This window comes from Streptomyces narbonensis (assembly GCF_014649015.1).
GTDB classification, from domain to species: domain Bacteria; phylum Actinomycetota; class Actinomycetes; order Streptomycetales; family Streptomycetaceae; genus Streptomyces; species Streptomyces narbonensis.
Genome location: NZ_BMSF01000008.1, coordinates 352,471 through 373,442 on the forward strand (window position 1 = coordinate 352,471; position 20,972 = coordinate 373,442).

Sequence of the window (20,972 nt, forward strand, 5' to 3'; positions counted from 1 at the left end):
CTTCTCGGGCCGGCTCGGGTCGTCAGCCGAGGGGGTGGGTGGCCAGGAGGTCGCCGAGTGCCTCCTCGTGGGCGGCTGCGGGGCCGAGGGACAGTTCGAGCTGCTTGGCCCAGGCGTGGTAGCGGTGCAGGGGGTAGTCGGTGTCGGCGCCGAAGCCGCCGTGCAGGTGCTGGGCGGTCTGCACCACGCGTCGTACGCCCTCGGAGGCCCAGATCTTCGCGACGGCGATGTCCCCGGCGGCGGGGAGCGCTCCGTCGGCGCCGGTGGAGACGCGCCAGGCGGCCTGCCAGAGGGTGGCTTCCATGGCGCGCAGGTCGATGTAGCAGTCTGCGGTCTGGACGGCGACGGCCTGGAAGGTGGCCACGGGGTGGCCGAACTGTTCCCGCTTGCCGGTGTACTGGCTCGTCATGGTGAGGACGGCTTCGCCGAGTCCGAGGGCGAGGGCGCAGGTGCCGGTGGTGAGGAGTTCGCGGAGTCGTTCCCAGGCGCCTTCGGTTTCGATGACCTCGGTGCTGCCGAGGCGTACGGCGTCGAGGTGGAGTGCGGCGAGGAGTTCGCCGCTGGTGGAGTACTGCTCGGCGAGGGTGACGCCTTCGTGGGTGCGGGGGACGAGGGCGAGGACGGTGCTGCCGTCCGGGGTGTGTGCGGGGACGGCGACGAGGTCGGCGCCGTGGGCCCAGGGGACGGCGTTCTGGAGGCCGTCGAGGGTCCAGGTGGTGCCGTCGCGGCGGGCGGTGACGGCGCGGTCGGCCGGGTCGTGGCCGGTGAGTCCGTGTGAGGCGGCGGTGAGGACGAGTTCGCCGCGGCAGATTCGGGGGAGGAGCGCGGCGGCTGTCGACCGTTCCGCGTAGTGGGCGATGGTCATCGCCACTGCGCCCGTCTCGAGGAGGGGTACGCGGGCGAGGACGCGGGCGGATTCGCGCAGTACGAGGCAGAGCGCGACGGGGTCGAGTCCGGCGCCGCCGTGCTCGGGGGGCAGGACGAGACCGAGCAGGTCGGCGGCGGCGAGGCGGGACCAGAGGGATCGGTCGAGGTCCTCGGAGACGGCGCCCGGGGTGAGGGCCGGGCTCGGTACCGCGTCGGGTGTGACGCTCGCGAAGACCGCCTTGGCCGCTTCGACGGCCGCCTGTTGCTCTTCGGTGAAGGTGAAGTCCACTGTCCTGCCCTCCCGTTGGCGCTCCTGCTCTCTGCCCTGACGAGCCGTCAAGATAGAACAGGTTCTAGCGGAAGGGAATGGCGGTGCCGGGACTCGTCAGCGGTCGAAGTCCAACTCCACGTCCGGGGTGACGGGATGGGACTGGCAGGCCAGTACGTATCCGGCGTCGGTCTCCTCGGGCTCCAGCGCGAAGTTGCGGTCCATGCGCACCTCGCCGCCGACGAGGAAGGCGCGGCAGGTGCCGCACACTCCGCCCTTGCAGGCGTACGGGGCGTCCGCGCGGGCACGCAGCACGGTGTCGAGGAGGGTCTCGCCGCGGTCGACGGGCCAGGTGCCGGAGCGGCCGTGGAGGGTCGCGGTGAGGTTCGCGTGCGCGGGGGTGTCGGCGGGGGCGGCCGGCGCGGGTGCCGAGCCGTCGTCGACGTGGAAGATCTCCTGGTGGATCCTGCCTCGGTCCACTCCGAGGCCGCGCAGTGACTGCTCGGCGCCCTGGACGAGCCCGAACGGGCCGCAGAGGAACCAGCCGTCGATCGCGCCGACCGGCAGCAGCGCGGGCAGGAGGGTGTCGAGCCGCTCGCGGTCGAGGCGGCCGGAGTCCAGCCCCGCCTGCTGTTCCTCGCGGGAGAGGACGGTGACGAGCTGGAAGCGGTTCGGGTAGCGGTCCTTGAGGTCGGCCACCTCGTCGAGGAACATCGTGGAGGCGGCGGTGCGGTCGCTGCGGATCAGGCAGAACCGGGCCTCGGGCTCCCGGGCGAGCAGGGTGGCCGCCATGGACAGGACCGGGGTGATGCCGCTGCCGCCGACGACGGCGGCGAAGTGGCCGGGGCGCGGGGTGAGCGCGAAGCGGCCCATGGGTTCCATGACCTCGACGAGGTCACCGGCGGCCAGCTCCTTGAGGGCGTATGTCGAGAACGCGCCGCCGTCGACGAGTCGGATGCCCACGCGCAGGACGGGGGGTTCGCCGGCGGGGGCGGCGGGGGAGCAGATCGAGTACGTGCGACGGATCTCCTCGCCCTTCTCGTCCTCGCGGCGCAGGGCGAGGTGCTGGCCGGGGAGGTGGCGGTAGGTCTCGTGGAGCTCGGGTGGCACGGCGAAGGTGACGGCCACGGAGTCGTCCGTGAGCCGCTCGACGTCGCTGACCCGGAGCGGATGGAACCCGGCCCGTGCGGCGGCTGAGGGCAGCATCTACAGCTCCTTGAAGTGGTCGAACGGTTCGCGGCAGGCGGTGCAGCGGCGCAGGGCCTTGCACGCGGTGGAGGAGAAGCGGCTGAGGAGTTCGGTGTCGGTGGAGCCGCAGTGGGGGCAGCGGATCGCCAGGGTGAGGGGCACGGGGCCGCCGGCCGGGCCCTGGGGGCGGGGCGGGGCGATGCCGAACTCGGCGAGCTTGCGCCGGCCTTCCTCGCTGATGTCGTCGGTGGACCAGGCGGGGGCGAGGACCGTGACGACGGAGACGTCGGGCACTCCGTGCTCGTGGAGGGCGTGCTCGATGTCGGAGGACATCGCCTCTATCGCGGGGCAGCCGGTGTAGGTGGGGGTGAGGGTGACCTCGACGCGGCCGGGGCCGGTGACGTGGACGCCCCGCATGACGCCGAGTTCCTCCAGGGTGAGGACGGGCAGTTCCGGGTCGGGAACGGCGCCGGCGATCCGGCTGAGCTCCTCCTCCAGGGCCGTCATGGTCACCATGTCGCCCCCGGGTGGCTGCGGTGCAGGTGCTGCATCTCGGCGAGCATGCGGCCGAAGGACTCGGTGTGGAGGCCCTGGCGGCCGGCGCCTGCGGCCCAGGCTCCGGTGCGGGGGCCGGTGGGCACGGTGAGCGTGGCCTTGGTGAGGACGGCTGTGACGGAGTCCAGCCAGGCGCTCTCCATGGCGGTGTGGTCCAGGTCGAGGCCGTCGACGGGCTGGAACAGCTCGCCGGTGTACCGCCAGAGGGTGTCGCAGGCCCGCTGCATGCGGTCGTGGCTCTCGGGGGTGCCGTCGCCGAGGCGCAGGGTCCAGTGCTCGGCGTGGTCCTGGTGGTAGGCGACTTCCTTGACGGCCTTGGCCGCCAGGCCTGCGAAGGGGCCGTCGCCGGCTGCCAGCTGTCCGTACAGGAGGTGCTGGTAGGTGGAGAAGTACAGCTGTCGGGCGATGGTGTGGGCGAAGTCGCCGTTGGGCTGTTCGACCAGCTGGGCGTTCCGGAAGGAGCGCTCCTCGCGGAGGTAGGCCAGTTCGTCCTCGTCGCCGACGAGGGAGAGCAGGATGCGGGCCTGACCGAGGAGGTCGAGCGCGATGTTCGCGAGGGCGACCTCTTCCTCCAGGACGGGGGCGGAGCCGGCCCACTCCCCCAGGCGGTGGGAGAGGACGAGGGCGTCGTCGCCGAGGGCGAGGGCGGCGGCGGTGATCGCGGAGGTCTCGACGCCGGGCCCGGCGGTCTCGCGGGTGTCGGGGGTGCTCACAGGTGCTTCACCCCCTCCGGGATCTCGTAGAACGTCGGGTGGCGGTAGGGCTTGTCCGCGGACGGTTCGAAGAAGGGGTCCTTCTCGTCGGGCGAGGAGGCGGTGATCTCGGTGGAGGGCACGACCCAGATCGAGACGCCTTCGCTCCTGCGGGTGTACAGGTCGCGGGCGTTGCGCAGGGCCATCTCCGCGTCGGGCGCGTGGAGACTGCCCGCGTGGGTGTGGGACAGTCCGCGGCGGGAGCGCACGAACACCTCCCACAGCGGCCAGCTGTCGCTCGTCATGCCTGTGCCTCCCCGTGCTTGCCGGTGTGCTTCTCCGCGTAGGCCGCGGCTGCTTCTCTGACCCAGGCGCCGTCCTCGTGGGCCTGGCGCCGCCTGCTGAGCCGCTGGTCGTTGCAGGGGCCGTTGCCCTTGAGGACGTCCCAGAACTCGGTCCAGTCGATGGGGCCGAAGTCGTAGTGCCCGCGCTCCTCGTTCCACCGGAGGTCGGGGTCGGGGAGGGTGAGGCCGAGGGCCTCGGCCTGGGGCACGGCGATGTCGACGAAGCGCTGACGCAGTTCGTCGTTGGTGTGGCGCTTGATCTTCCAGGCCATCGCCTGGGCGGTGTGGGTCGACTCGTCGTCGGGCGGGCCGAACATCATCAGGGAGGGCCACCACCAGCGGTCCACCGCGTCCTGCGCCATGGCGTGCTGGGCCTCGGTGCCGTTCGACAGGGCGAGGAGGGCCTCGTACCCCTGGCGCTGGTGGAAGGACTCCTCCTTGCAGACCCGGACCATCGCGCGGGCGTACGGCCCGTAGGAGCAGCGGCACAGGGGGACCTGGTTGGTGATCGCGGCGCCGTCCACGAGCCAGCCGATCGCGCCGACGTCGGCCCAGGTCAGCGTCGGGTAGTTGAAGATCGAGGAGTACTTCTGGCGGCCGGAGTGGAGCTTGTCGAGGAGCTCGTCGCGGCTGGTGCCGAGGGTTTCCGCGGCGCTGTACAGGTACAGGCCGTGGCCGGCCTCGTCCTGGACCTTGGCCATGAGGATCGCCTTGCGGCGCAGCGAGGGCGCGCGGGTGATCCAGTTCGCCTCGGGCTGCATGCCGATGATCTCGGAGTGGGCGTGCTGCGCGATCTGCCGGACGAGCGAGGCGCGGTAGGCCTCGGGCATCCAGTCGCGCGGCTCGATCCGCTCGTCGGCGGCCACGGCGGCGTCGAACACGGCTTCGTAGGCGGCCTGTGTCGCCGCTACGGCCGTGTCCGACACGCCGGGCGCGCCCGTGGTCCCTGTCGTCCCTGCCGTCACTGCGGTCATCGAACCCCCTACCGACCGATCGTTCGGTTGAATGACTTCAATGGTGAGTCGGCGGCCCGTATGGTGTCAACCCTGTGGATAACCGAGGTGGGCCGATCGGGATCGGGGCGGGATGGACGCAGACGTCGAAAGGGACATCGACGCGGACGTCGAGACAGGCGTCATGACGAGCGCCGGAACGGGCGTACGGGGTGTGCCGGCCGGGCCCGCCGGCAGCGGGATCATGGCGCTGTCGCTGCCCTACCAGGTCGTCGCCGCCGTGGCGCTCGCCGTGGCCGGGGTCTTCGTCTGTGTCCACCTGGCGATGGTGTTCCTGCACGTCGCGCCGTCCAACACGCTCACCAAGCGGCACGGCCAGGCCGTCGACGACTGGATCTATCCCGAGTTCGAACAGAACTGGAAGCTCTTCGCGCCCAACCCGCTCCAGCAGAACGTCTCCGTCGAGGTCCGCGCCGAGATCGTCACCGCCGGCGACGGCCGCCGCACCACCGACTGGATCGACCTCACCGCGCAGGACACCGCGGCGATCCGCCACAACCCGCTGCCCAGCCACACCCAGCAGAACGAGCTCCGCAGGGCCGTGGACTTCTACCTGAACTCGCACTCCGACGACGACCGTCCCAACGGGACGCGCGGCCACCTCTCGGAGGAGTACATGCGCCGGATCGCGATGCTCCGGCTCGGCGGCATCGCCTCCCTCGAAGGGGCCGACGTGCGCCGCGTGCAGCTGCGCGCGGTCACCCGGCCCGTGCCCGCGCCCCGATGGAGCACCGAGAAGAACGAGGTCACCCCTTCCTATCGCGACCTTCCCTGGTGGAAGGTGACCGATGCCGACCGGCCCGAAGGCGACACCCGCAGCCGTGCGGACGCCGCCGGTCCGAGCCGTGGGGAGGGAGGGCGATGAGCGGTTCCACCGCCACGCGCGCGCGGACGCGTGAACCCTTCGACCGGAGGATCGCCCGCGCCGTCCAGGCCGTCACCGGCCGCGCGCTCGGCCCGTACCAGACGGCGATCGTCCGGATCGGCTTCTCGCTGACCTGGCTCGTCTTCCTGCTGCGAGAGCTGCCGCACCGGCACGAGATGTACGGGCCCGACGGCCCGTGGTCCTGGGAGCTGGCGAGCCGGCTGATCGCCGACAACCGGGCCTTCACCGTGCTGATGTGGTCGGACGGGCGGCTGTGGTTCGAGCTCGTCTACGGGCTCGCCGTGCTCTCCACCGCCCTGCTCCTCGTCGGCTGGCGCACCCGGGCCGTGTCGGTGGTCTTCATGGTCGGGGTCCTCTCGCTGCAGAACCGCTCCGTCTTCCTCGGCGACGGCGGCGACAACGTCCTGCACCTCGCCGCGATCTACCTCGTCCTCACCCGCTGCGGCCAGGTGTGGTCCCTCGACGCCAGGAGGGCCGAGCGCGAGGCCGCGCGCAGGGCGGCGGCCCGTGCGGCCGGAGAAGCGGTCGAGGCCGAGCGCCGGGACCTCGTCGGCCCGCTGCTGTGGACCGTGCTCGGCGGCTTCCTGCTCGCCACCACCTGGTTCAGCGGCGTCACCGGCGAATGGTGGCTGCCGGTGCTGCTGTGGGTGCTGTGGCTCGGGCACGGCTTGTGGTGGCTGGCCTGCCGGCTCGCGCCCGGAGAGCCGCGCACCCTGCTCGACGTCCTCGCCAACCTCACGCACAACGCCGCCCTCGTCGTGATCATGGCCGAGGTCTGCCTGATCTACGCCACGGCCGGCTGGTACAAGATCCAGGGCTCGCGCTGGCAGGACGGCACCGCCCTGTACTACCCGCTCCACCTCGACTACTTCTCGCCCTGGCCCGCACTCTCCGAGATGCTCGGCTCCAGCGGGATCATGGTGCTGCTGCTGACCTACGGCACGGTGATCGTGCAGATCGCCTTCCCGTTCACGCTCTTCCACCGCAAGGTCAAGAACGTCCTGCTGGTCGCGATGATGCTGGAGCACGCCGGGATCGCCGTGCTCCTCGGACTGCCGGTCTTCTCGCTCGCGATGATCTCCGCCGACGCCGTGTTCCTGCCGACGGCCTTCCTGGTGGCCCTCGGCGCCAAGGCGGCGCGGGGCCGGGACCGGCTGTGGGGGCGGCGGTCCGCCGGGACGCTGCCCGAGCAGCGCCGTACGGGTGAGGAGCACGGTCCCCGTACCCTCGTCGGGTGAGCACCACCGAAGAGAAGACCGGAGCCGAGGCGGCCGACACGGCTGCGGCGGCCGAGGCGGCCGAGCCGGTTCAGTACGACGAGGGCTTCGCCCCCGAGATCGGCGTCGGGCCGCACCCGGAGCCGTGGCCGGAGGACGAGCGCTACGACCCCGAGCTGCTCGCGGAGGGCGACCGACGCAATGTCGTGGACCGCTACCGGTACTGGACGCGGGAGGCGGTCGTCGCCGACCTCGACACCCGGCGTCACGACTTCCACGTGGCGGTGGAGAACTGGGGCCACGACTTCAACATCGGCTCGGTCGTGCGGACCGCCAACGCCTTCCTCGCCAAGGAGGTCCACATCGTGGGCCGACGGCGCTGGAACCGGCGGGGCGCCATGGTCACCGACCGCTACCAGCACGTCCGCCACCACCCGGACACGGAGTCGCTGACCGCGTGGGCGGCGGCCGAGGGCCTGCCGATCATCGGGATCGACAACCTCCCCGGCGCGGTGCCGCTGGAGCGGACCGTGCTGCCGCGCCGCTGCGTGCTGCTCTTCGGGCAGGAGGGCCCGGGGCTCACGGACGAGGCACGCGCACGCGTGGAGATGGTCTGCTCGATCGCCCAGTTCGGCTCGACCCGGTCGATCAACGCGGGAGCCGCCGCCGCGATCGCCATGCACGCGTGGGTGCAGCGGTACGCGGAGATCGAGACGCCCTGACAGCAGGGATCGAGACGCCCCGACGGCAGGGGTCGAGGCGCCCTGGCAGCGGGGATGGGGACGCCCTGACGGCAGGGATCGAGACGCCCTGGCAGCGGAGATGGGGACGCCCTGACGGTCGAGGCCCCCTGACAGCGGTGCGGGGGCCGCGTGGGGCCCCCGCACCGGTCGAGGTCAGGCCTGGCGGCGGACCTCCACCACCCGGAAGCGGTTCGAGACGAAGGCGCCGTCGCACAGCGCCGCGTTCGCCGCGGGGTTTCCGCCGGAGCCGTGGAAGTCGGAGAACGCCGCGGTCTGGTTGACGTACACCCCGCCCGTGAGGTTCAGCGAGAGCTGCGCCGACTCCTCCAGGCAGACCTCCTCGACCGCGCGCTCGGTCTCGGCCGAGGTCGTGTACGCGCCGACCGTCATCGCGCCCTTCTCGCGGACCGTGCGCCGCAGCAGCTCCAGGGCGTCGGCGGTGGAGTCCACCGAGACGGCGAAGGAGACCGGGCCGAAGCACTCGGAGAAGTACGCGGCCTGCGCGTCCGGCTTGGAGCCGTCGAGCTTCACGATCACCGGCGTGCGGACGACGGCGTCCGGGAAGTCGGGGTTGACGACCTCACGGGAGGCGAGCGCCACCTCGCCGAGGCCTGCGGCGGCCTCGAGGCGCGCCTTCACGTCCGGGTTGACCAGCGCGCCGAGCAGGCCGTTCGCCCGGGCGTCGTCGCCGAGCAGGCCGCCCACCGACGCCGCGAGGTCGGCGACGACCTCGTCGTACGACTTGGGGCCCTGGTCGGTGGTGATGCCGTCGCGGGGGATCAGCAGGTTCTGCGGGGTCGTGCACATCTGGCCGCTGTACAGGGACAGAGAGAAGGCCAGGTTGGCCAGCATGCCCTTGTAGTTGTCCGTGGAGTCGACCAGGACCGTGTTGACGCCGGCCTTCTCGGTGTAGACCTGGGCCTGGCGGGCGTTGGCCTCCAGCCAGTCGCCGAACTCGGTCGAGCCCGTGTAGTCGATGATCCGGACCTCGGGGCGCACAGCCAGGGTCTTGGCGATGCCCTCGCCCGGGCGCTCGACGGCGAGCGCGACCAGGTTCGGGTCGAAGCCGCTCTCCGCGAGCACCTCACGGGCGACGCTCACCGTGAGCGCGAGCGGCAGGACGGCGCGCGGGTGCGGCTTGACCAGGACCGGGTTTCCGGTGGCCAGCGAGGCGAACAGGCCCGGGTAGCCGTTCCACGTGGGGAAGGTGTTGCAGCCGATCATCAGGGCGATGCCGCGGCCGACCGGGGTGAACTCCTTGGACAGCTCCAGCGGGTCGCGCTTGCCCTGGGGCTTGGACCAGTCGGCCCGCCCGGCGGGGGTGCGGGTCTGCTCCTCGTACGCGTACGCCACGGCCTCCAGGCCGCGGTCCTGGGCGTGCGGGCCGCCGGCCTGGAACGCCATCATGAACGCCTGTCCGCTGGTGTGCATGACGGCGTGGGCGAACTCGTGGGTGCGGGCCGAGATCCGGGACAGGATCTCCAGACAGACGAGGGCGCGGGTCTCGGCCCCGGCGTCACGCCAGGCGCCCATGCCCGCGCGCATCGCGGGCAGCAGGACGTCGATGTCGGCGTGCGGATACTCGATGCCGAGCTCCGGGCCGTACGGCGAGACCTCGCCGCCGGTCCAGCCGTCCGTGCCGGGCTGGTCGAGCTCGAAGCGGGTGTTCAGCACGGCCTGGTGGGCGGCGAGGCCGGCCGCCGCGTCGAGCGAGCCACCCTCCCCGTAGGCCTTCGGGTGCTCGGGATGCGGGGACCAGTAGGCGCGGGTACGGATCGTGGCGAGTGCCTGGTCGAGCGTGGACCGGTGCTTCTCGGCGAGACGGTCCAGACGGTCGGTGGTCGGCAGAGCGGTGGCCATGGAAGGACCAACTCCTCGTCGAGCTGGGCAGGGAGACGCGTACGGAGTTAGAGTAACCGAACGATCGGTCGGGACAAGGGGGTCCGTCGATCCTGTGGAAAACCCATCGGGGAGGATCACTCCTATGAGCGCCAACGTGACCGTCAGGGGGAGCGAAGACGTGACCGCCAGTGAGCCGACCGCCCTCGCACAGGACCGCACCGTCGCCGTCGTCGGCACCGGCACCATGGGCCAGGGCATCGCCCAGGTCGCGCTGGTCGCCGGCCATCCCGTACGGCTCTACGACAGCGCCCCCGGCCGGGCGCGGGAGGCCGTGGACGCCCTCACCGCCCGCCTGGACCGGCTCGTGGAGAAGGGCCGCCTGGACGCCTCCGCGCGCGAGGCGGCCGTCGGCCGCCTGCATGCCACGGAGGAGCTCGGGGAGCTCGCGGACGCGGCGCTCGTCGTCGAGGCGATCGTCGAGCACCTGCCCGTCAAGCAGCAGCTCTTCGCCGACCTGGAGAAGGTCGTCGGCGACGACACCGTCCTCGCCACGAACACCTCCTCCCTCTCCGTCACCGCGATCGCGGGAGGACTGCGCCTGCCGGGCCGGTTCGTCGGACTCCACTTCTTCAACCCGGCTCCGCTGCTCCCGCTCGTCGAGGTCGTCAGCGGCTTCGCCACCGACGCGGACGTCGCCACGCGCGCGTACGAGACGATGAAGGGCTGGGGAAAGACGCCGGTACGCTGCGCCGACACCCCCGGTTTCATCGTGAACCGGGTCGCGCGCCCCTTCTACGCGGAGGCGCTGCGGGTCTACGAGGAGGGCGCGGCCGACCCCGCCACCATCGACGCCGCCCTGCGCGAGTGCGGCGGCTTCCGCATGGGCCCCTTCGAGCTCACGGACCTCATCGGCCAGGACGTGAACGAGGCCGTCACCCGCTCCGTCTGGGAGTCCTTCTACCAGGACCCGAAGTTCACACCCTCGCTCGCGCAGCGCCGGCTCGTGGAGTCGGGGCGGCTCGGCCGCAAGACGGGGCACGGCTGGTTCTCGTACGCGGAAGGGGCCGAGCGGCCGAAGCCGCACACGGCGCCGCCGGCCGAGGCCCCGGCGAAGATCGTCGTCCGTGGCGGCCTGGGGCCGGCCGAGCCGCTCGTGGGGCTCTTCGAGCAGGCCGGGATCAAGGTGCGGCGCACGCGCGGCGACGGGTTCGTCGAGCTGCCGAGCGGTGGCCGGCTGGGCCTCGCGGACGGCGAGAGCTCCTTCGAGTACGGCCCCGAGGAGATCATCTACTTCGATCTCGCGCTCGACTACGCGAGCGCGAGCCGGATCGTCCTGTCCGCGAGGAAGAGGGTCGATCCCGAGACCCTGAACGAGGCCGTGGGGCTCTTCCAGGCGCTGGGCAAGCAGGTCTCCGTCATCGGGGACATCCCCGGCATGATCGTCGCCCGTACGGTCGCCATGCTGGTCGACCTCGCGGCCGACGCGGTCGACCGGGGGGTCGCGACCTCCGAGGACGTCGACACGGCGATGCGGCTCGGGGTCAACTACCCGGCCGGCCCCCTTGAGTGGGCGGAGAAGCTGGGGCCCCGGCGCGTCTGCGACCTGCTCCGGGCGCTGCACGAGCGCTACCCGACGGGCCGGTACGGGCCGAGCCAGGCGATCGCCCGCCGGTGCGCCGAGGCCGACGAGGAGGACTCCTGATGACCACGGTGAAGCGCGACACGTACACCCCGGAGACGCTGCTCTCGGTCGCCGTGCGGGTCTTCAACGAGCGCGGCTACGACGGCACCTCCATGGAGCACCTGTCCAAGGCGGCGGGGATCTCCAAGTCGTCGATCTACCACCATGTGTCCGGCAAGGAGGAGCTGCTGCGGCGGGCGGTCAGCAGGGCGCTCGACGGGCTCTTCGCGGTGCTCGACGAACCCGGGGCGGTACGCGGCCGGGCCGTCGAGCGGGTCGAGTACGTCACGCGTCGCACCGTGGAGGTGCTGATAGCGGAGCTGCCGTACGTGACGCTGCTGCTGCGGGTGCGGGGCAACACCGCGACCGAGCGGTGGGCGATGGAGCGGCGGCGCGAGTTCGACCACCGGGTGGCCGAGCTGCTGAAGGCCGCCGCGGCGGAGGGCGACCTGCGGGCCGACGTGGACATACGGCTGGCCACCAGGCTTCTCTTCGGCATGATCAACTCACTGGTGGAGTGGTACCGGCCGAATCCGGACGCGGTGGGCGAGCGGGAGCAGCTCGCCGAGACCGTCGCACACCTGGCCTTCGACGGGCTGCGGACGGCTCGCTGAGCGCCTTGAGGACTCACGGACGGCCCCTTCGGGGGCCGTCCTGCTTTTCGGCCTGTGTTCGGTCGGCCTGAGGTCGGCCTGAGGTCGGAGGCCGGCCTGCCGGTCGGTCTGCGGTCTGCGGTCTGCGGTCTGCGGTCGGCCTGAGGTCGGAGGTCGGCCGGCGGTCGGCCCGCTTTCGGGCGGTCAGATGCGGTGGTCGGTGTTGAGGTCCGTCTCCTCGAAGACCAGGAGCGTGCGGGTGGACAGGACCTCGGGGATCGACTGGAGCCGGGTGAGCACCAGCTCGCGCAGCGTCCGGTTGTCGGGGGTGTGCACGAGCAGCAGGACGTCGAAATCGCCGCTGACCAGTGCGATGTGCGTGGCCCCCGGCAGGGCCCTGAGCTGCTCGCGGACCGTCCGCCAGGAGTTCTGGACGATCTTGAGCGTGATGTAGGCGGAGGCGCCGTGCCCCGCCCGCTCGTGGTTGACCCGGGCGCTGAAGCCGCGGATCACCCCGTCGTCGATGAGCCGGTTGATCCGCGCGTACGCGTTTGCCCGGGAGACGTGTACGCGCTCGGCCACGGACCGTACCGAGGCGCGGCCGTCCGTCTGCAGCAGTCTCAGGATGTCGCGGTCGATGGCGTCCAGCGGGCGTGGCGGCGGGGCGCCCGTCGGCATGCCGATCGGGGCGCTCAGGGCCTCGTCGGGCACCTCGCTGTCGGCCCCGCCGAGCGGTCTGCCGAGTGCCTCGGCAGGCGTTCCGCCCCGGGCCTCGCCCGTGGCGTCGGCCGGAGCCCCGCTCCGATCGACGGCCATTTGTTCATCCGCCATGTCCCCCCGCCTCTCTCCGGTGGACGACCTGCTCCTATCCCAGGCTGTGGAGAACCGTTTGTCCACAGGCTGGAGGTGCCTGTAGCCAAAATGCCTCCACGACCGAACAATCGGTAGGTGAGGCGCGCCACACTCGCGCCACCCGCCTTCGGGTCTTATGCCCGCTCCCACGAGGAGGTGGACTCGTTGCAACAGCGCAGTTCGACAGTCCAAGAGCCGCCCGGTGCCGTTCCCGCCTACCGGCCCACCCCGCCGCCGGCGTGGCAGCCGCGTACCGACCCCGCCCCGCTGCTGCCCGACGCCGAGCCGCTGCGCGTGCTCGGCACGGACGCCGCGGCCGACGCCGACCCCGCGCTGCTGCTCCGGCTGTACGCGGAGCTGATCCGCGGCCGCCGGTACAACACGCAGGCCACCGCGCTCACCAAGCAGGGCCGGCTCGCCGTCTACCCGTCCACCACCGGCCAGGAGGCGTGCGAGATCGCCGCCGCCCTGGCCCTGGAGGAGCGGGACTGGCTCTTCCCCTCGTACCGCGACACCCTGGCGGCGGTCGCCCGCGGCCTTGACCCGGTGCAGGCCCTGACGCTGCTGCGCGGCGACTGGCACACCGGCTACGACCCGCACGAGCACCGCATCGCGCCGCTCTGCACCCCGCTGGCCACCCAGCTCCCGCACGCGGTGGGCCTGGCCCACGCGGCCCGTCTCAAGGGCGACGACGTGATCGCCCTCGCCATGGTCGGCGACGGCGGCACCAGCGAGGGCGACTTCCACGAGGCGCTGAACTTCGCGGCCGTGTGGAAGGCCCCCGTGGTCTTCTTCGTGCAGAACAACGGCTTCGCGATCTCCGTGCCGCTGGCCAAGCAGACCGCCGCGCCCTCCCTCGCCCACAAGGCCGTCGGATACGGCATGCCGGGCCGGCTGGTCGACGGGAACGACGCGGTCGCCGTCCACCAGGTGCTGACCGAGGCCGTGGCCCGCGCGCGGCGCGGCGGCGGCCCCACCCTCGTCGAGGCCGTCACCTACCGGATCGACGCCCACACCAACGCCGACGACGCCACCCGCTATCGCGCGGCCGGCGAGGTCGAGACCTGGCGGGCGCACGACCCGATCCTGCTCCTCGAGCGGGAACTGACGGAGCGTGGCCTGCTCGACGAGGACACCAGGAGCGCGGCTGCCGAGGCCGCCGAGACGATGGCGGCCGACCTGCGTGAGCGGATGAACGCCGATCCGGTCCTCGACCCGATGGACCTGTTCTCCCATGTGTACGCGGAGCAGACCGCGCAGCTGCGTGAGCAGGCGGCGCAGCTGCGCGCCGAGCTCGACGCCGAGGGTGAGGCGTGATGACCACCGCGACGACCGGCCCCGCGGCCAAGGCCGCCGGCGCCGGAAAGGCCAAGCCCGCGACGATGGCGCAGGCGCTCCAGCGCGCCATGCGCGACGCGATGGCCGAAGACCCGACCGTCCACGTGATGGGCGAGGACGTCGGCACGCTCGGCGGCGTCTTCCGGGTCACCGACGGGCTCGCCAAGGAGTTCGGCGAGGACCGCTGCACGGACACCCCGCTGGCCGAGGCGGGCATCCTCGGCGCCGCCGTCGGCATGGCCATGTACGGCCTGCGGCCGGTCGTCGAGATGCAGTTCGACGCCTTCGCCTACCCGGCGTTCGAGCAGCTGATCTCGCACGTGGCGAAGATGCGGAACCGGACGCGCGGCGCGATGCCGATGCCGATCGTCATCCGCGTCCCGTACGGCGGCGGGATCGGCGGGGTCGAGCACCACAGCGACTCCTCCGAGGCCTACTACACGGCCACCCCGGGGCTGCACGTCGTCACCCCGGCGACCGTCGAGGACGCCTACGGGCTGCTGCGCGCGGCCATCGCCTCCGACGACCCGGTGGTCTTCCTGGAGCCGAAGCGGCTCTACTGGTCGAAGTCCGACTGGTCGCCCGAGGCGCCCGCGCCCGTCGAGCCGATCGGCAAGGCGGTCGTGCGGCGGCAGGGCACCGGCGCCACCCTGATCACCTACGGCCCGTCGCTCCCGGTCTGCCTGGAGGCGGCGGAGGCGGCCCAGGCCGAGGGCTGGGACCTGGAGGTCGTCGACCTGCGCTCGCTCGTGCCGTTCGACGAGGAGACCGTCTGTGCCTCGGTGCGACGCACGGGCCGGGCGGTCGTGGTGCACGAGTCGCCCGGTTTCGCCGGCCCCGGCGCGGAGATCGTCGCGCGCGTGACCGAGCGCTGCTTCCACCACCTGGAGGCGCCGGTGCTGCGTGTGGCGGGCTTCGACATCCCGTACCCGCCTCCGATGCTGGAGCGTCACCACCTGCCCGGCGTGGACCGGATCCTGGACGCGGTGGCGCGGCTGCAGTGGGAGGCGCAGAGCTGATGGCCCAGGTGCTCGAATTCAAGCTGCCCGACCTCGGTGAGGGGCTCACCGAGGCCGAGATCGTCCGCTGGCTCGTCGCCGTCGGCGACGTCGTCGCCATCGACCAGCCGGTCGTCGAGGTCGAGACGGCCAAGGCCATGGTCGAGGTGCCCTGCCCGTACGGCGGCGTCGTCACCGCCCGGTACGGCGAGGAGGGCACCGAACTGCCCGTCGGCGCACCGCTGCTGACGGTCGCCGTGGGTGGCACGGGCGCGCCGGAGGAGCTCACGGAGGCCGCTCCGGAAGCGGCTCCCAAGGCGACCGCGGAGGACGCCGTCTCCTCGGAGTACTCGGGCAACGTGCTGGTCGGCTACGGCACGGCGGGACCCGTAGCCCGGCGTCGCCGGGTGCATCGCGAGAACCCGGCCGTGGCCCGGGCCGCGGCTCCGGCTCCGGTCGCGGCACCCGCTCCGGTTGCTGTGAAGGCTCCTGAGCCCGCCGCGGCGCCCTTCGCCGGGCACGACGGGCCGGTGCCGGTCATCTCGCCGCTCGTGCGGAAGCTGGCCCGCGACCGCGGGATCGACCTGCGAGAGGTGCGCGGATCCGGTCCTGAGGGGCTGATCCTGCGGGCGGACGTGGAGCTGGCCCTCGCGGCCCTGGAGCGGCCGGCCACCGCCTCCGTCCCGGCCGCGGCGGCCCCGGCCGTCGCCGCCCCGGTCGCCGCCCCCGCCCGGGCCGTGGCTGGGGAGCGGATCCCGCTGCGCGGACTCCGCGGAGCGGTGGCGGACAAGCTGTCCCGCAGCCGTACGGAGATTCCGGACGCGACCTGCTGGGTCGACGCCGACGCGACCGAGCTGATGGCGGCCCGGCGGGCGATGAACGAGGCGGGCGGGCCGAAGATCTCGCTGCTCGCGCTCCTCGCCCGGATCTGCGCCCACGCCCTGGCCCGGTTCCCCGAGCTCAACTCCACGGTGGACACCGCCGCCCGGGAGATCGTCCGGCTGCCGGCCGTGCACCTGGGCTTCGCCGCCCAGACCCCGCGCGGTCTGGTCGTCCCGGTGGTCAAGGACGCCGGGACGAGGACGGCCGAGTCGCTCACGGAGGAGTTCGCCCGGCTCACGGAGTCCGCCCGGCAGGGCACGCTCACACCGGCCGATCTGACGGGCGGCACGTTCACCCTGAACAACTACGGGGTGTTCGGGGTCGACGGCTCCACGCCGATCGTCAACCACCCCGAGGCCGCGATGCTCGGCGTCGGCCGGATCATCCCCAAGCCCTGGGTCCACCAGGGCGAACTGGCCGTCCGTCAGGTGGTGCAGCTCTCGCTCACCTTCGACCACCGCGTCTGCGACGGTGGCACGGCGGGCGGCTTCCTGCGGTACGTCGCGGACTGCGTCGAGCAGCCCGCGGTCCTGCTCCGCACGCTCTGACAGAGCGCAGTCCCGGCCCGGCCCGTCTCTCTTCTTGGGACGGGCCGGACGTGCGTGGTACCCGGCGGCCCATACTGCTGGGGTGACCACCGCATACGACGCCGTCGTGCTCGCCGGGGGCGCCGCAAGGCGCCTCGGCGGCTCCGACAAGCCCGGGGTACGGGTGGGAGGCCGGACGCTCCTCGACAGGGTGCTCGCGGCCTGCCCCGACGCCGGCCGGACGGTGGTCGTCGGAGACCCCCGCCCGACCGTCCGCCCCGTCCGCTGGACCAGGGAAGATCCGCCCGGCGGAGGCCCGGTGCCCGCCGTCGCCGCCGGGGTCCGCGAGACGGCGGCCGAGGTCGTCCTCGTCTTCTCCGCCGACCTCCCCTTCCTCGACCGGGACACCGTCCGGAGCCTCCTGGAGTCGCTCGCCGCCGCACCCGAGGCGGAGGCCGCCGTCCTCACCGACGGAGAGGGCCGGGATCAGCCGCTCGTCGCCGCGTACCGGACCGGTCCGCTGCTGCGCGAGCTCGCCCGCCTCTCGCACGACGGCCGTGGTCTGGCCCACACGCCGCTGCGGCACCTCACGGAGGGACTCCGCCTCACCAGGGTCGCCGCCGGATCCCTGGCCTCCTTCGACTGCGACACCTGGGAGGACATCGTCGCGGCCCGAGCCCGCGTCAGGGAGCATGGAACCGTGCTGGACGAATGGATCACCGCAGTCAAGGACGAACTGGGCATCGAGCTGGACGTCGACACCGGCGTGCTGCTCGACCTGGCCCGTGACGCCGCCCACGGAGTGGCGCGCCCCGCCGCGCCCCTGACCACCTTCCTGGTCGGCTACGCGGCGGCGAGCGCGGGCGCCGGGGCCGGCCCCGAGGCGGTCGCCGAAGCGGCCCGCAAGGCGACTGAGCTCGCCAAGCGCTGGGCCGCAGAACAGGACGAGGCCGAGGCTTGATGTCCCTCAAGGAGTCCGCCCTCGTGGCCCCCGACACCGCTGCTGTGCCCCCGCCGGCCGAGGAGCCGCACCGCGCCACCCCCTGGCCCGCGGCCCGGACGACCGCCACCGAGGCGGGCGCCGCCGCCCACGCTGCCCACGCCGCCCACGCCGCCCACGCCGGCCAGGGCGTCCACGCCGGCCAGGGCGCGCGGGGGCCGCTGGACGTGCCGCTCGGCGCGGCGCTCGGTCGGGTCCTCGCGGGGCCGCTCCTGGCACTCACGGACCTGCCCTCCTTCGACACCTCCGCCATGGACGGCTGGGCCGTCGCGGGGACGGGCCCCTGGACGGTCCGTGAGGAGGGCGCCGTCCTCGCGGGCCACGCCCCCGCCGCCGCACTGGCCGACGGCGAGGCCGTACGCATCGCCACCGGCGCCCGGGTCCCGGCCGGGACGACCGCAGTCATCCGTACCGAGCACTCCCGTACCGAGCCTTCCCGCGCCGAGCGTGGCGGTGGGGCGGCCGGTCTGCTCCTGCACGCCCTGCGCGAGGTGCTGACCCGACAGGACATCCGGCCCCGGGGCCAGGAGTGCCGCGTCGGCGATCAGTTGCTCCCCGCGGGCTCCGCCGTGACCCCCGCTGTCCTCGGACTCGCCGCGGCCGCCGGCTACGACGCGCTTCCCGTCCTCCTCCGCCCCCGGGTCGAGATCCTGGTGCTCGGCGACGAGCTGCTCACTGCCGGCCTCCCTCACGAGGGGCTCATCCGGGACGCCCTCGGCCCGATGCTCGGGCCCTGGCTGGAGGCGCTCGGCTCCGAGGTCCTCGCCACCCGCCGGATCGGCGACGACGCCGAGGAGCTGTACGCGGCCGTCACCGGGTCCGCCGCCGACCTGCTGATCACCACAGGCGGGACCGCCGCCGGGCCCGTCGATCATCTGCACCGGGTGCTCGACGCGGCGGGAGCCACGCTCCTCGTCGACGGCGTGAAGGTCCGGCCCGGCCACCCGATGCTCCTCGCCCGGCTCGCCGGCGACGAGCCCCGCCATCTCGTCGGGCTCCCCGGCAACCCGCTCGCGGCCGTCTCCGGACTCCTCACCCTCGCCGAGCCGCTGCTCGCCGCCCTCACGGGGGGCGCCGGGCTGCCGAACCGCGCCCCTGTGGTCCCGGTGCAGGACGAGATCCAGGGGCACCCCCACGACACCCGGCTCGTCCCGGTCATCCGTCGCGCCGACCGGGCCGTCCCGCTGCACTACAACGGACCGGCCATGCTCCGTGGCATCGCCGCCGCCGACGGCCTGGCCGTCGTACCGCCCGGTGGTGCCCGACCGGGCCAGGCACTGGAGATCCTCGGCCTTCCCTGGCCGACGGCGGCGGGGGACGCCCCGGCCGAAGGAGTGTGTTTCACGTGAAACTTCCCAGCCGTGACGTGATGGCCCGCCAGGCGGAGGAGCGGATCTCGGGTCCCCAGATCCGGCTGCCCCGACGGGTCGTCGAGAGGCCGCTGCGCCAGGTCGGCAAGCGACTGCTCATGGCGCTCGGCGTGCTGATCCTGACGGTGCTCATCGTCTACGTCGACCGCGAGGGCTACCACGACAACGCCAACGAGACGCTCGACCTCCTCGACTGTGCCTACTACGCGACCGTGACGCTCTCCACCACCGGATACGGCGACATCGTCCCGTACAGCGACACGGCGCGGCTCGCCAACATCCTGCTGGTCACGCCCCTGCGCGTGCTGTTCCTGATCATCCTGGTCGGCACCACCCTCGAGGTCCTCACGGAGAGGACCCGGGAGGAGTTCCGACTGAATCGCTGGAGGTCCACCTTGCGCGACCACACCGTCATCGTCGGCTTCGGCACCAAGGGGCGGTCCGCGATCCAGACCCTCTGCGCGACCGGTCTCAGCAAGGACCAGATCGTCATCGTCGACCCCTCCAACAAGGTGATCGAGACGGCGAACGCGGACGGCTTCGTCGGTGTCGTCGGCGACGCGACGCGCAGCGACGTTCTGCTGCGGGCCGAGGTCCAGCGGGCCCGCCAGATCGTCATCGCCACCCAGCGCGACGACACGGCCGTCCTGGTCACCCTGACCGCCCGCCAGCTCAACCGGGGCGCGAAGATCGTCGCCGCGGTCCGCGAGGAGGAGAACGCGCCGCTGCTGCGCCAGTCCGGTGCTGACGCGGTCATCACCAGCGCCTCCGCCGCCGGCCGGCTGCTCGGCCTCTCGGTGCTGAGCCCCAGCGCCGGCACGGTGATGGAGGACCTCATCCAGCAGGGCTCCGGGCTCGACCTCGTCGAGCGCCCGGTGACCAAGGCCGAGGCGGGCAGGAGCGTGCGGGAGACCGAGGACCTGGTGGTGAGCGTGCTCCGCGGTCACCGGCTGCTGAGCTACGACGACAAGGCCGCCAGCCCGCTCCAGCCCACCGACCGGGTGATCACCATCGTGCGCGCCGCGCCGGTGACCCCGCTCACCACGCCGCCGCAGGACTGAGTCCGCGGGACGAGCACGGACCGCCGGAGTAGCCTCGCGGCCATGCATGCGATCACGATTCCGGAACCCGGCGGTCCCGAGGCCCTCGTCTGGGCAGAGGTGCCCGATCCCGTGCCCGGCGAGGGCGAGGTCCTCGTCGAGGTGGTGGCGAGCGCCGTCAACCGCGCCGACCTGCTCCAGCGGCAGGGCTTCTACGACCCGCCGCCGGGCAGCTCCCCGTATCCCGGCCTGGAGTGCTCGGGGCGGATCACCGCGCTCGGGCCCGGGGTGTCCGGCTGGTCGGTCGGCGACGAGGTCTGCGCGCTGCTCGTCGGCGGCGGTTACGCCGAGAAGGTCGTCGTCCCGGTCGGGCAGCTGCTGCCGGTGCCGGAGGGCGTCGACCTGGCCACGGCCGCCGCGCTCCCCGAGGTCGCCTGCACCGTCTGGTCCAACATCTTCATGATCGCCCACCTGCGCCCCGGCGAGACGGTGCTCCTGCACGGTGGGGCGAGCGGGATCGGCACGATGGCGATCCAGCTCGCCAAGGCGGTCGGCGCCAGGGTCGTCGTCACGGCCGGGAGCCCCGCGAAGCTGGCCCGCTGCGCCGAACTGGGCGCGGACGTCCTCATCGACTACCGCGAGCAGGACTTCGTCGAGGAGCTCCACAAGGCGACGGACGGCGCCGGTGCGGACGTCATCCTGGACATCGTCGGCGCCAAGTACCTGGAGCGGAACGTGAAGGCCCTGGCCGTCAGCGGGCGCCTGGTGATCATCGGGCTCCAGGGTGGCGTGAAGGGCGAGCTCAACCTGGCGGCGCTGCTCGCCAAGCGCGCGGCGGTCATGGCGACCACGCTGCGCTCCCGCCCGCCGCAGGAGAAGGCGGCGATCGTCGCCGCCGTCCGCGAGCACGTCTGGCCGTTGATCGGCGCGGGCACGGTCAGGCCGGTCGTCGACCGTACGGTGCCGATGCCGGAGGCCGCGGAGGCGCACCGGGTGCTGGAGTCCGGCGACCACGTCGGCAAGGTGCTGCTGCTCGCGCCCCGGGGCTGACTCGGCGTACCGACGGAGGAGGGGCC

At 72.8% G+C, this 20,972-nt stretch carries 20 protein-coding genes; 12 read left to right on the plus strand and 8 right to left on the minus strand.

What is annotated here, in order from left to right:
* Positions 1-22: 22 nt before the first annotated feature.
* The 6 genes from IE124_RS18165 to paaA form a co-directional block, all read right to left on the minus strand.
* Positions 23-1,156, minus strand: coding sequence for an acyl-CoA dehydrogenase family protein (locus IE124_RS18165; RefSeq protein ID WP_189508784.1), 1,134 nt, complete (start codon positions 1,154-1,156; stop codon positions 23-25).
* 96 nt (positions 1,157-1,252) lie between these two features.
* Entirely contained in the window at positions 1,253-2,341 is a 1,089-nt protein-coding gene (locus IE124_RS18170) for a 2Fe-2S iron-sulfur cluster-binding protein (protein ID WP_189508785.1), read from the minus strand.
* Positions 2,342-2,839: a 1,2-phenylacetyl-CoA epoxidase subunit PaaD gene (gene paaD / locus IE124_RS18175; RefSeq protein WP_189508786.1), complete on the minus strand. Its 498-nt coding sequence runs from the start codon at positions 2,837-2,839 to the stop codon at positions 2,342-2,344.
* Entirely contained in the window at positions 2,833-3,591 is a 759-nt protein-coding gene (paaC, locus tag IE124_RS18180) for a 1,2-phenylacetyl-CoA epoxidase subunit PaaC (protein ID WP_370468776.1), read from the minus strand. The genes paaD and paaC overlap by 7 nt, the downstream gene beginning before the upstream one ends.
* The gene (gene paaB / locus IE124_RS18185) at positions 3,588-3,875 is read right to left on the minus strand and encodes a 1,2-phenylacetyl-CoA epoxidase subunit PaaB (protein ID WP_189508787.1); all 288 of its coding nucleotides are present in this window, start codon (positions 3,873-3,875) and stop codon (positions 3,588-3,590) included. The genes paaC and paaB overlap by 4 nt, the downstream gene beginning before the upstream one ends.
* Complete coding sequence (gene paaA, locus IE124_RS18190; protein WP_189508788.1) at positions 3,872-4,888, minus strand: 1,2-phenylacetyl-CoA epoxidase subunit PaaA; 1,017 nt, start codon at positions 4,886-4,888, stop codon at positions 3,872-3,874. The genes paaB and paaA overlap by 4 nt, the downstream gene beginning before the upstream one ends.
* A gap of 112 nt (positions 4,889-5,000) precedes the next feature.
* On the opposite strand from paaA, the gene IE124_RS18195 reads away from it, so the two are divergent.
* Genes IE124_RS18195 through IE124_RS18205 form a run of 3 tightly spaced genes read left to right on the plus strand, consistent with a single transcriptional unit; the run spans position 5,001 to position 7,752 of the window.
* Positions 5,001-5,792 carry a DUF5819 family protein gene (locus IE124_RS18195; RefSeq protein ID WP_370468777.1) on the plus strand — a complete coding sequence of 264 codons (792 nt, stop codon included), beginning with the start codon at positions 5,001-5,003 and terminating at the stop codon, positions 5,790-5,792.
* Complete coding sequence (locus IE124_RS18200; protein ID WP_189508789.1) at positions 5,789-7,051, plus strand: HTTM domain-containing protein; 1,263 nt, start codon at positions 5,789-5,791, stop codon at positions 7,049-7,051. Before IE124_RS18195 ends, IE124_RS18200 begins: the two co-directional genes overlap by 4 nt.
* Positions 7,048-7,752 (plus strand): TrmH family RNA methyltransferase, encoded by a 705-nt coding sequence (locus tag IE124_RS18205; protein ID WP_189508790.1) that lies wholly within the window; start codon positions 7,048-7,050, stop codon positions 7,750-7,752. The genes IE124_RS18200 and IE124_RS18205 overlap by 4 nt, the downstream gene beginning before the upstream one ends.
* 174 nt (positions 7,753-7,926) lie before the next feature.
* Here IE124_RS18205 and paaN read toward each other — a convergent pair whose 3' ends face one another.
* On the minus strand, positions 7,927-9,633 hold the full coding sequence (gene paaN, locus IE124_RS18210; RefSeq protein ID WP_189508791.1) for a phenylacetic acid degradation protein PaaN: 1,707 nt from the start codon (positions 9,631-9,633) through the stop codon (positions 7,927-7,929).
* 124 nt (positions 9,634-9,757) lie between these two features.
* Between paaN and IE124_RS18215 the strand changes: the two genes are divergently transcribed.
* Positions 9,758-11,317: a 3-hydroxyacyl-CoA dehydrogenase gene (locus IE124_RS18215; RefSeq protein WP_189508792.1), complete on the plus strand. Its 1,560-nt coding sequence runs from the start codon at positions 9,758-9,760 to the stop codon at positions 11,315-11,317.
* The gene (locus IE124_RS18220; RefSeq protein WP_189508793.1) at positions 11,317-11,910 is read left to right on the plus strand and encodes a TetR/AcrR family transcriptional regulator; all 594 of its coding nucleotides are present in this window, start codon (positions 11,317-11,319) and stop codon (positions 11,908-11,910) included. Before IE124_RS18215 ends, IE124_RS18220 begins: the two co-directional genes overlap by 1 nt.
* Before the next feature lie 183 nt (positions 11,911-12,093).
* Here IE124_RS18220 and IE124_RS18225 read toward each other — a convergent pair whose 3' ends face one another.
* On the minus strand, positions 12,094-12,567 hold the full coding sequence (locus tag IE124_RS18225) for an Lrp/AsnC family transcriptional regulator (protein WP_189508839.1): 474 nt from the start codon (positions 12,565-12,567) through the stop codon (positions 12,094-12,096).
* A gap of 330 nt (positions 12,568-12,897) precedes the next feature.
* Here IE124_RS18225 and pdhA point away from each other — a divergent pair, with 330 nt between their 5' ends.
* From pdhA to IE124_RS18260, 7 genes are all read left to right on the plus strand, one after another.
* Positions 12,898-14,058, plus strand: coding sequence for a pyruvate dehydrogenase (acetyl-transferring) E1 component subunit alpha (pdhA, locus tag IE124_RS18230; RefSeq protein WP_189508840.1), 1,161 nt, complete (start codon positions 12,898-12,900; stop codon positions 14,056-14,058).
* Positions 14,058-15,098 carry an alpha-ketoacid dehydrogenase subunit beta gene (locus IE124_RS18235; RefSeq protein ID WP_189508794.1) on the plus strand — a complete coding sequence of 347 codons (1,041 nt, stop codon included), beginning with the start codon at positions 14,058-14,060 and terminating at the stop codon, positions 15,096-15,098. The genes pdhA and IE124_RS18235 overlap by 1 nt, the downstream gene beginning before the upstream one ends.
* A complete protein-coding gene (locus IE124_RS18240) occupies positions 15,098-16,507 on the plus strand; it encodes a dihydrolipoamide acetyltransferase family protein (RefSeq protein WP_189508795.1) in 1,410 nt (469 codons plus the stop codon). Before IE124_RS18235 ends, IE124_RS18240 begins: the two co-directional genes overlap by 1 nt.
* An 82-nt stretch (positions 16,508-16,589) precedes the next feature.
* On the plus strand, positions 16,590-17,447 hold the full coding sequence (locus IE124_RS18245; protein WP_189508796.1) for an NTP transferase domain-containing protein: 858 nt from the start codon (positions 16,590-16,592) through the stop codon (positions 17,445-17,447).
* Positions 17,447-18,835: a molybdopterin molybdotransferase MoeA gene (locus tag IE124_RS18250; protein WP_189508797.1), complete on the plus strand. Its 1,389-nt coding sequence runs from the start codon at positions 17,447-17,449 to the stop codon at positions 18,833-18,835. The genes IE124_RS18245 and IE124_RS18250 overlap by 1 nt, the downstream gene beginning before the upstream one ends.
* Positions 18,836-18,855: 20 nt before the next feature.
* Entirely contained in the window at positions 18,856-19,917 is a 1,062-nt protein-coding gene (locus IE124_RS18255) for a potassium channel family protein (protein WP_229832555.1), read from the plus strand.
* A 42-nt stretch (positions 19,918-19,959) separates the two neighbouring features.
* Positions 19,960-20,946 (plus strand): NAD(P)H-quinone oxidoreductase, encoded by a 987-nt coding sequence (locus IE124_RS18260; RefSeq protein ID WP_189508799.1) that lies wholly within the window; start codon positions 19,960-19,962, stop codon positions 20,944-20,946.
* Positions 20,947-20,972: the final 26 nt, after the last annotated feature.

Coding starts and splice junctions, on each gene's coding strand:
- IE124_RS18170 (WP_189508785.1), bottom strand. CDS start 2,341: ATGCTGCCCTCAGCCGCCGCACGGGCCGGGTTCCATCCGCTCCGGGTC.
- paaD (WP_189508786.1), bottom strand. CDS start 2,839: ATGGTGACCATGACGGCCCTGGAGGAGGAGCTCAGCCGGATCGCCGGC.
- paaB (WP_189508787.1), bottom strand. CDS start 3,875: ATGACGAGCGACAGCTGGCCGCTGTGGGAGGTGTTCGTGCGCTCCCGC.
- paaA (WP_189508788.1), bottom strand. CDS start 4,888: ATGACCGCAGTGACGGCAGGGACGACAGGGACCACGGGCGCGCCCGGC.
- IE124_RS18195 (WP_370468777.1), top strand. CDS start 5,001: ATGGACGCAGACGTCGAAAGGGACATCGACGCGGACGTCGAGACAGGC.
- IE124_RS18200 (WP_189508789.1), top strand. CDS start 5,789: ATGAGCGGTTCCACCGCCACGCGCGCGCGGACGCGTGAACCCTTCGAC.
- paaN (WP_189508791.1), bottom strand. CDS start 9,633: ATGGCCACCGCTCTGCCGACCACCGACCGTCTGGACCGTCTCGCCGAG.
- IE124_RS18215 (WP_189508792.1), top strand. CDS start 9,758: ATGAGCGCCAACGTGACCGTCAGGGGGAGCGAAGACGTGACCGCCAGT.
- IE124_RS18220 (WP_189508793.1), top strand. CDS start 11,317: ATGACCACGGTGAAGCGCGACACGTACACCCCGGAGACGCTGCTCTCG.
- IE124_RS18225 (WP_189508839.1), bottom strand. CDS start 12,567: ATGCCGACGGGCGCCCCGCCGCCACGCCCGCTGGACGCCATCGACCGC.
- IE124_RS18235 (WP_189508794.1), top strand. CDS start 14,058: ATGACCACCGCGACGACCGGCCCCGCGGCCAAGGCCGCCGGCGCCGGA.
- IE124_RS18240 (WP_189508795.1), top strand. CDS start 15,098: ATGGCCCAGGTGCTCGAATTCAAGCTGCCCGACCTCGGTGAGGGGCTC.
- IE124_RS18250 (WP_189508797.1), top strand. CDS start 17,447: ATGTCCCTCAAGGAGTCCGCCCTCGTGGCCCCCGACACCGCTGCTGTG.
- IE124_RS18255 (WP_229832555.1), top strand. CDS start 18,856: ATGGCCCGCCAGGCGGAGGAGCGGATCTCGGGTCCCCAGATCCGGCTG.
- IE124_RS18260 (WP_189508799.1), top strand. CDS start 19,960: ATGCATGCGATCACGATTCCGGAACCCGGCGGTCCCGAGGCCCTCGTC.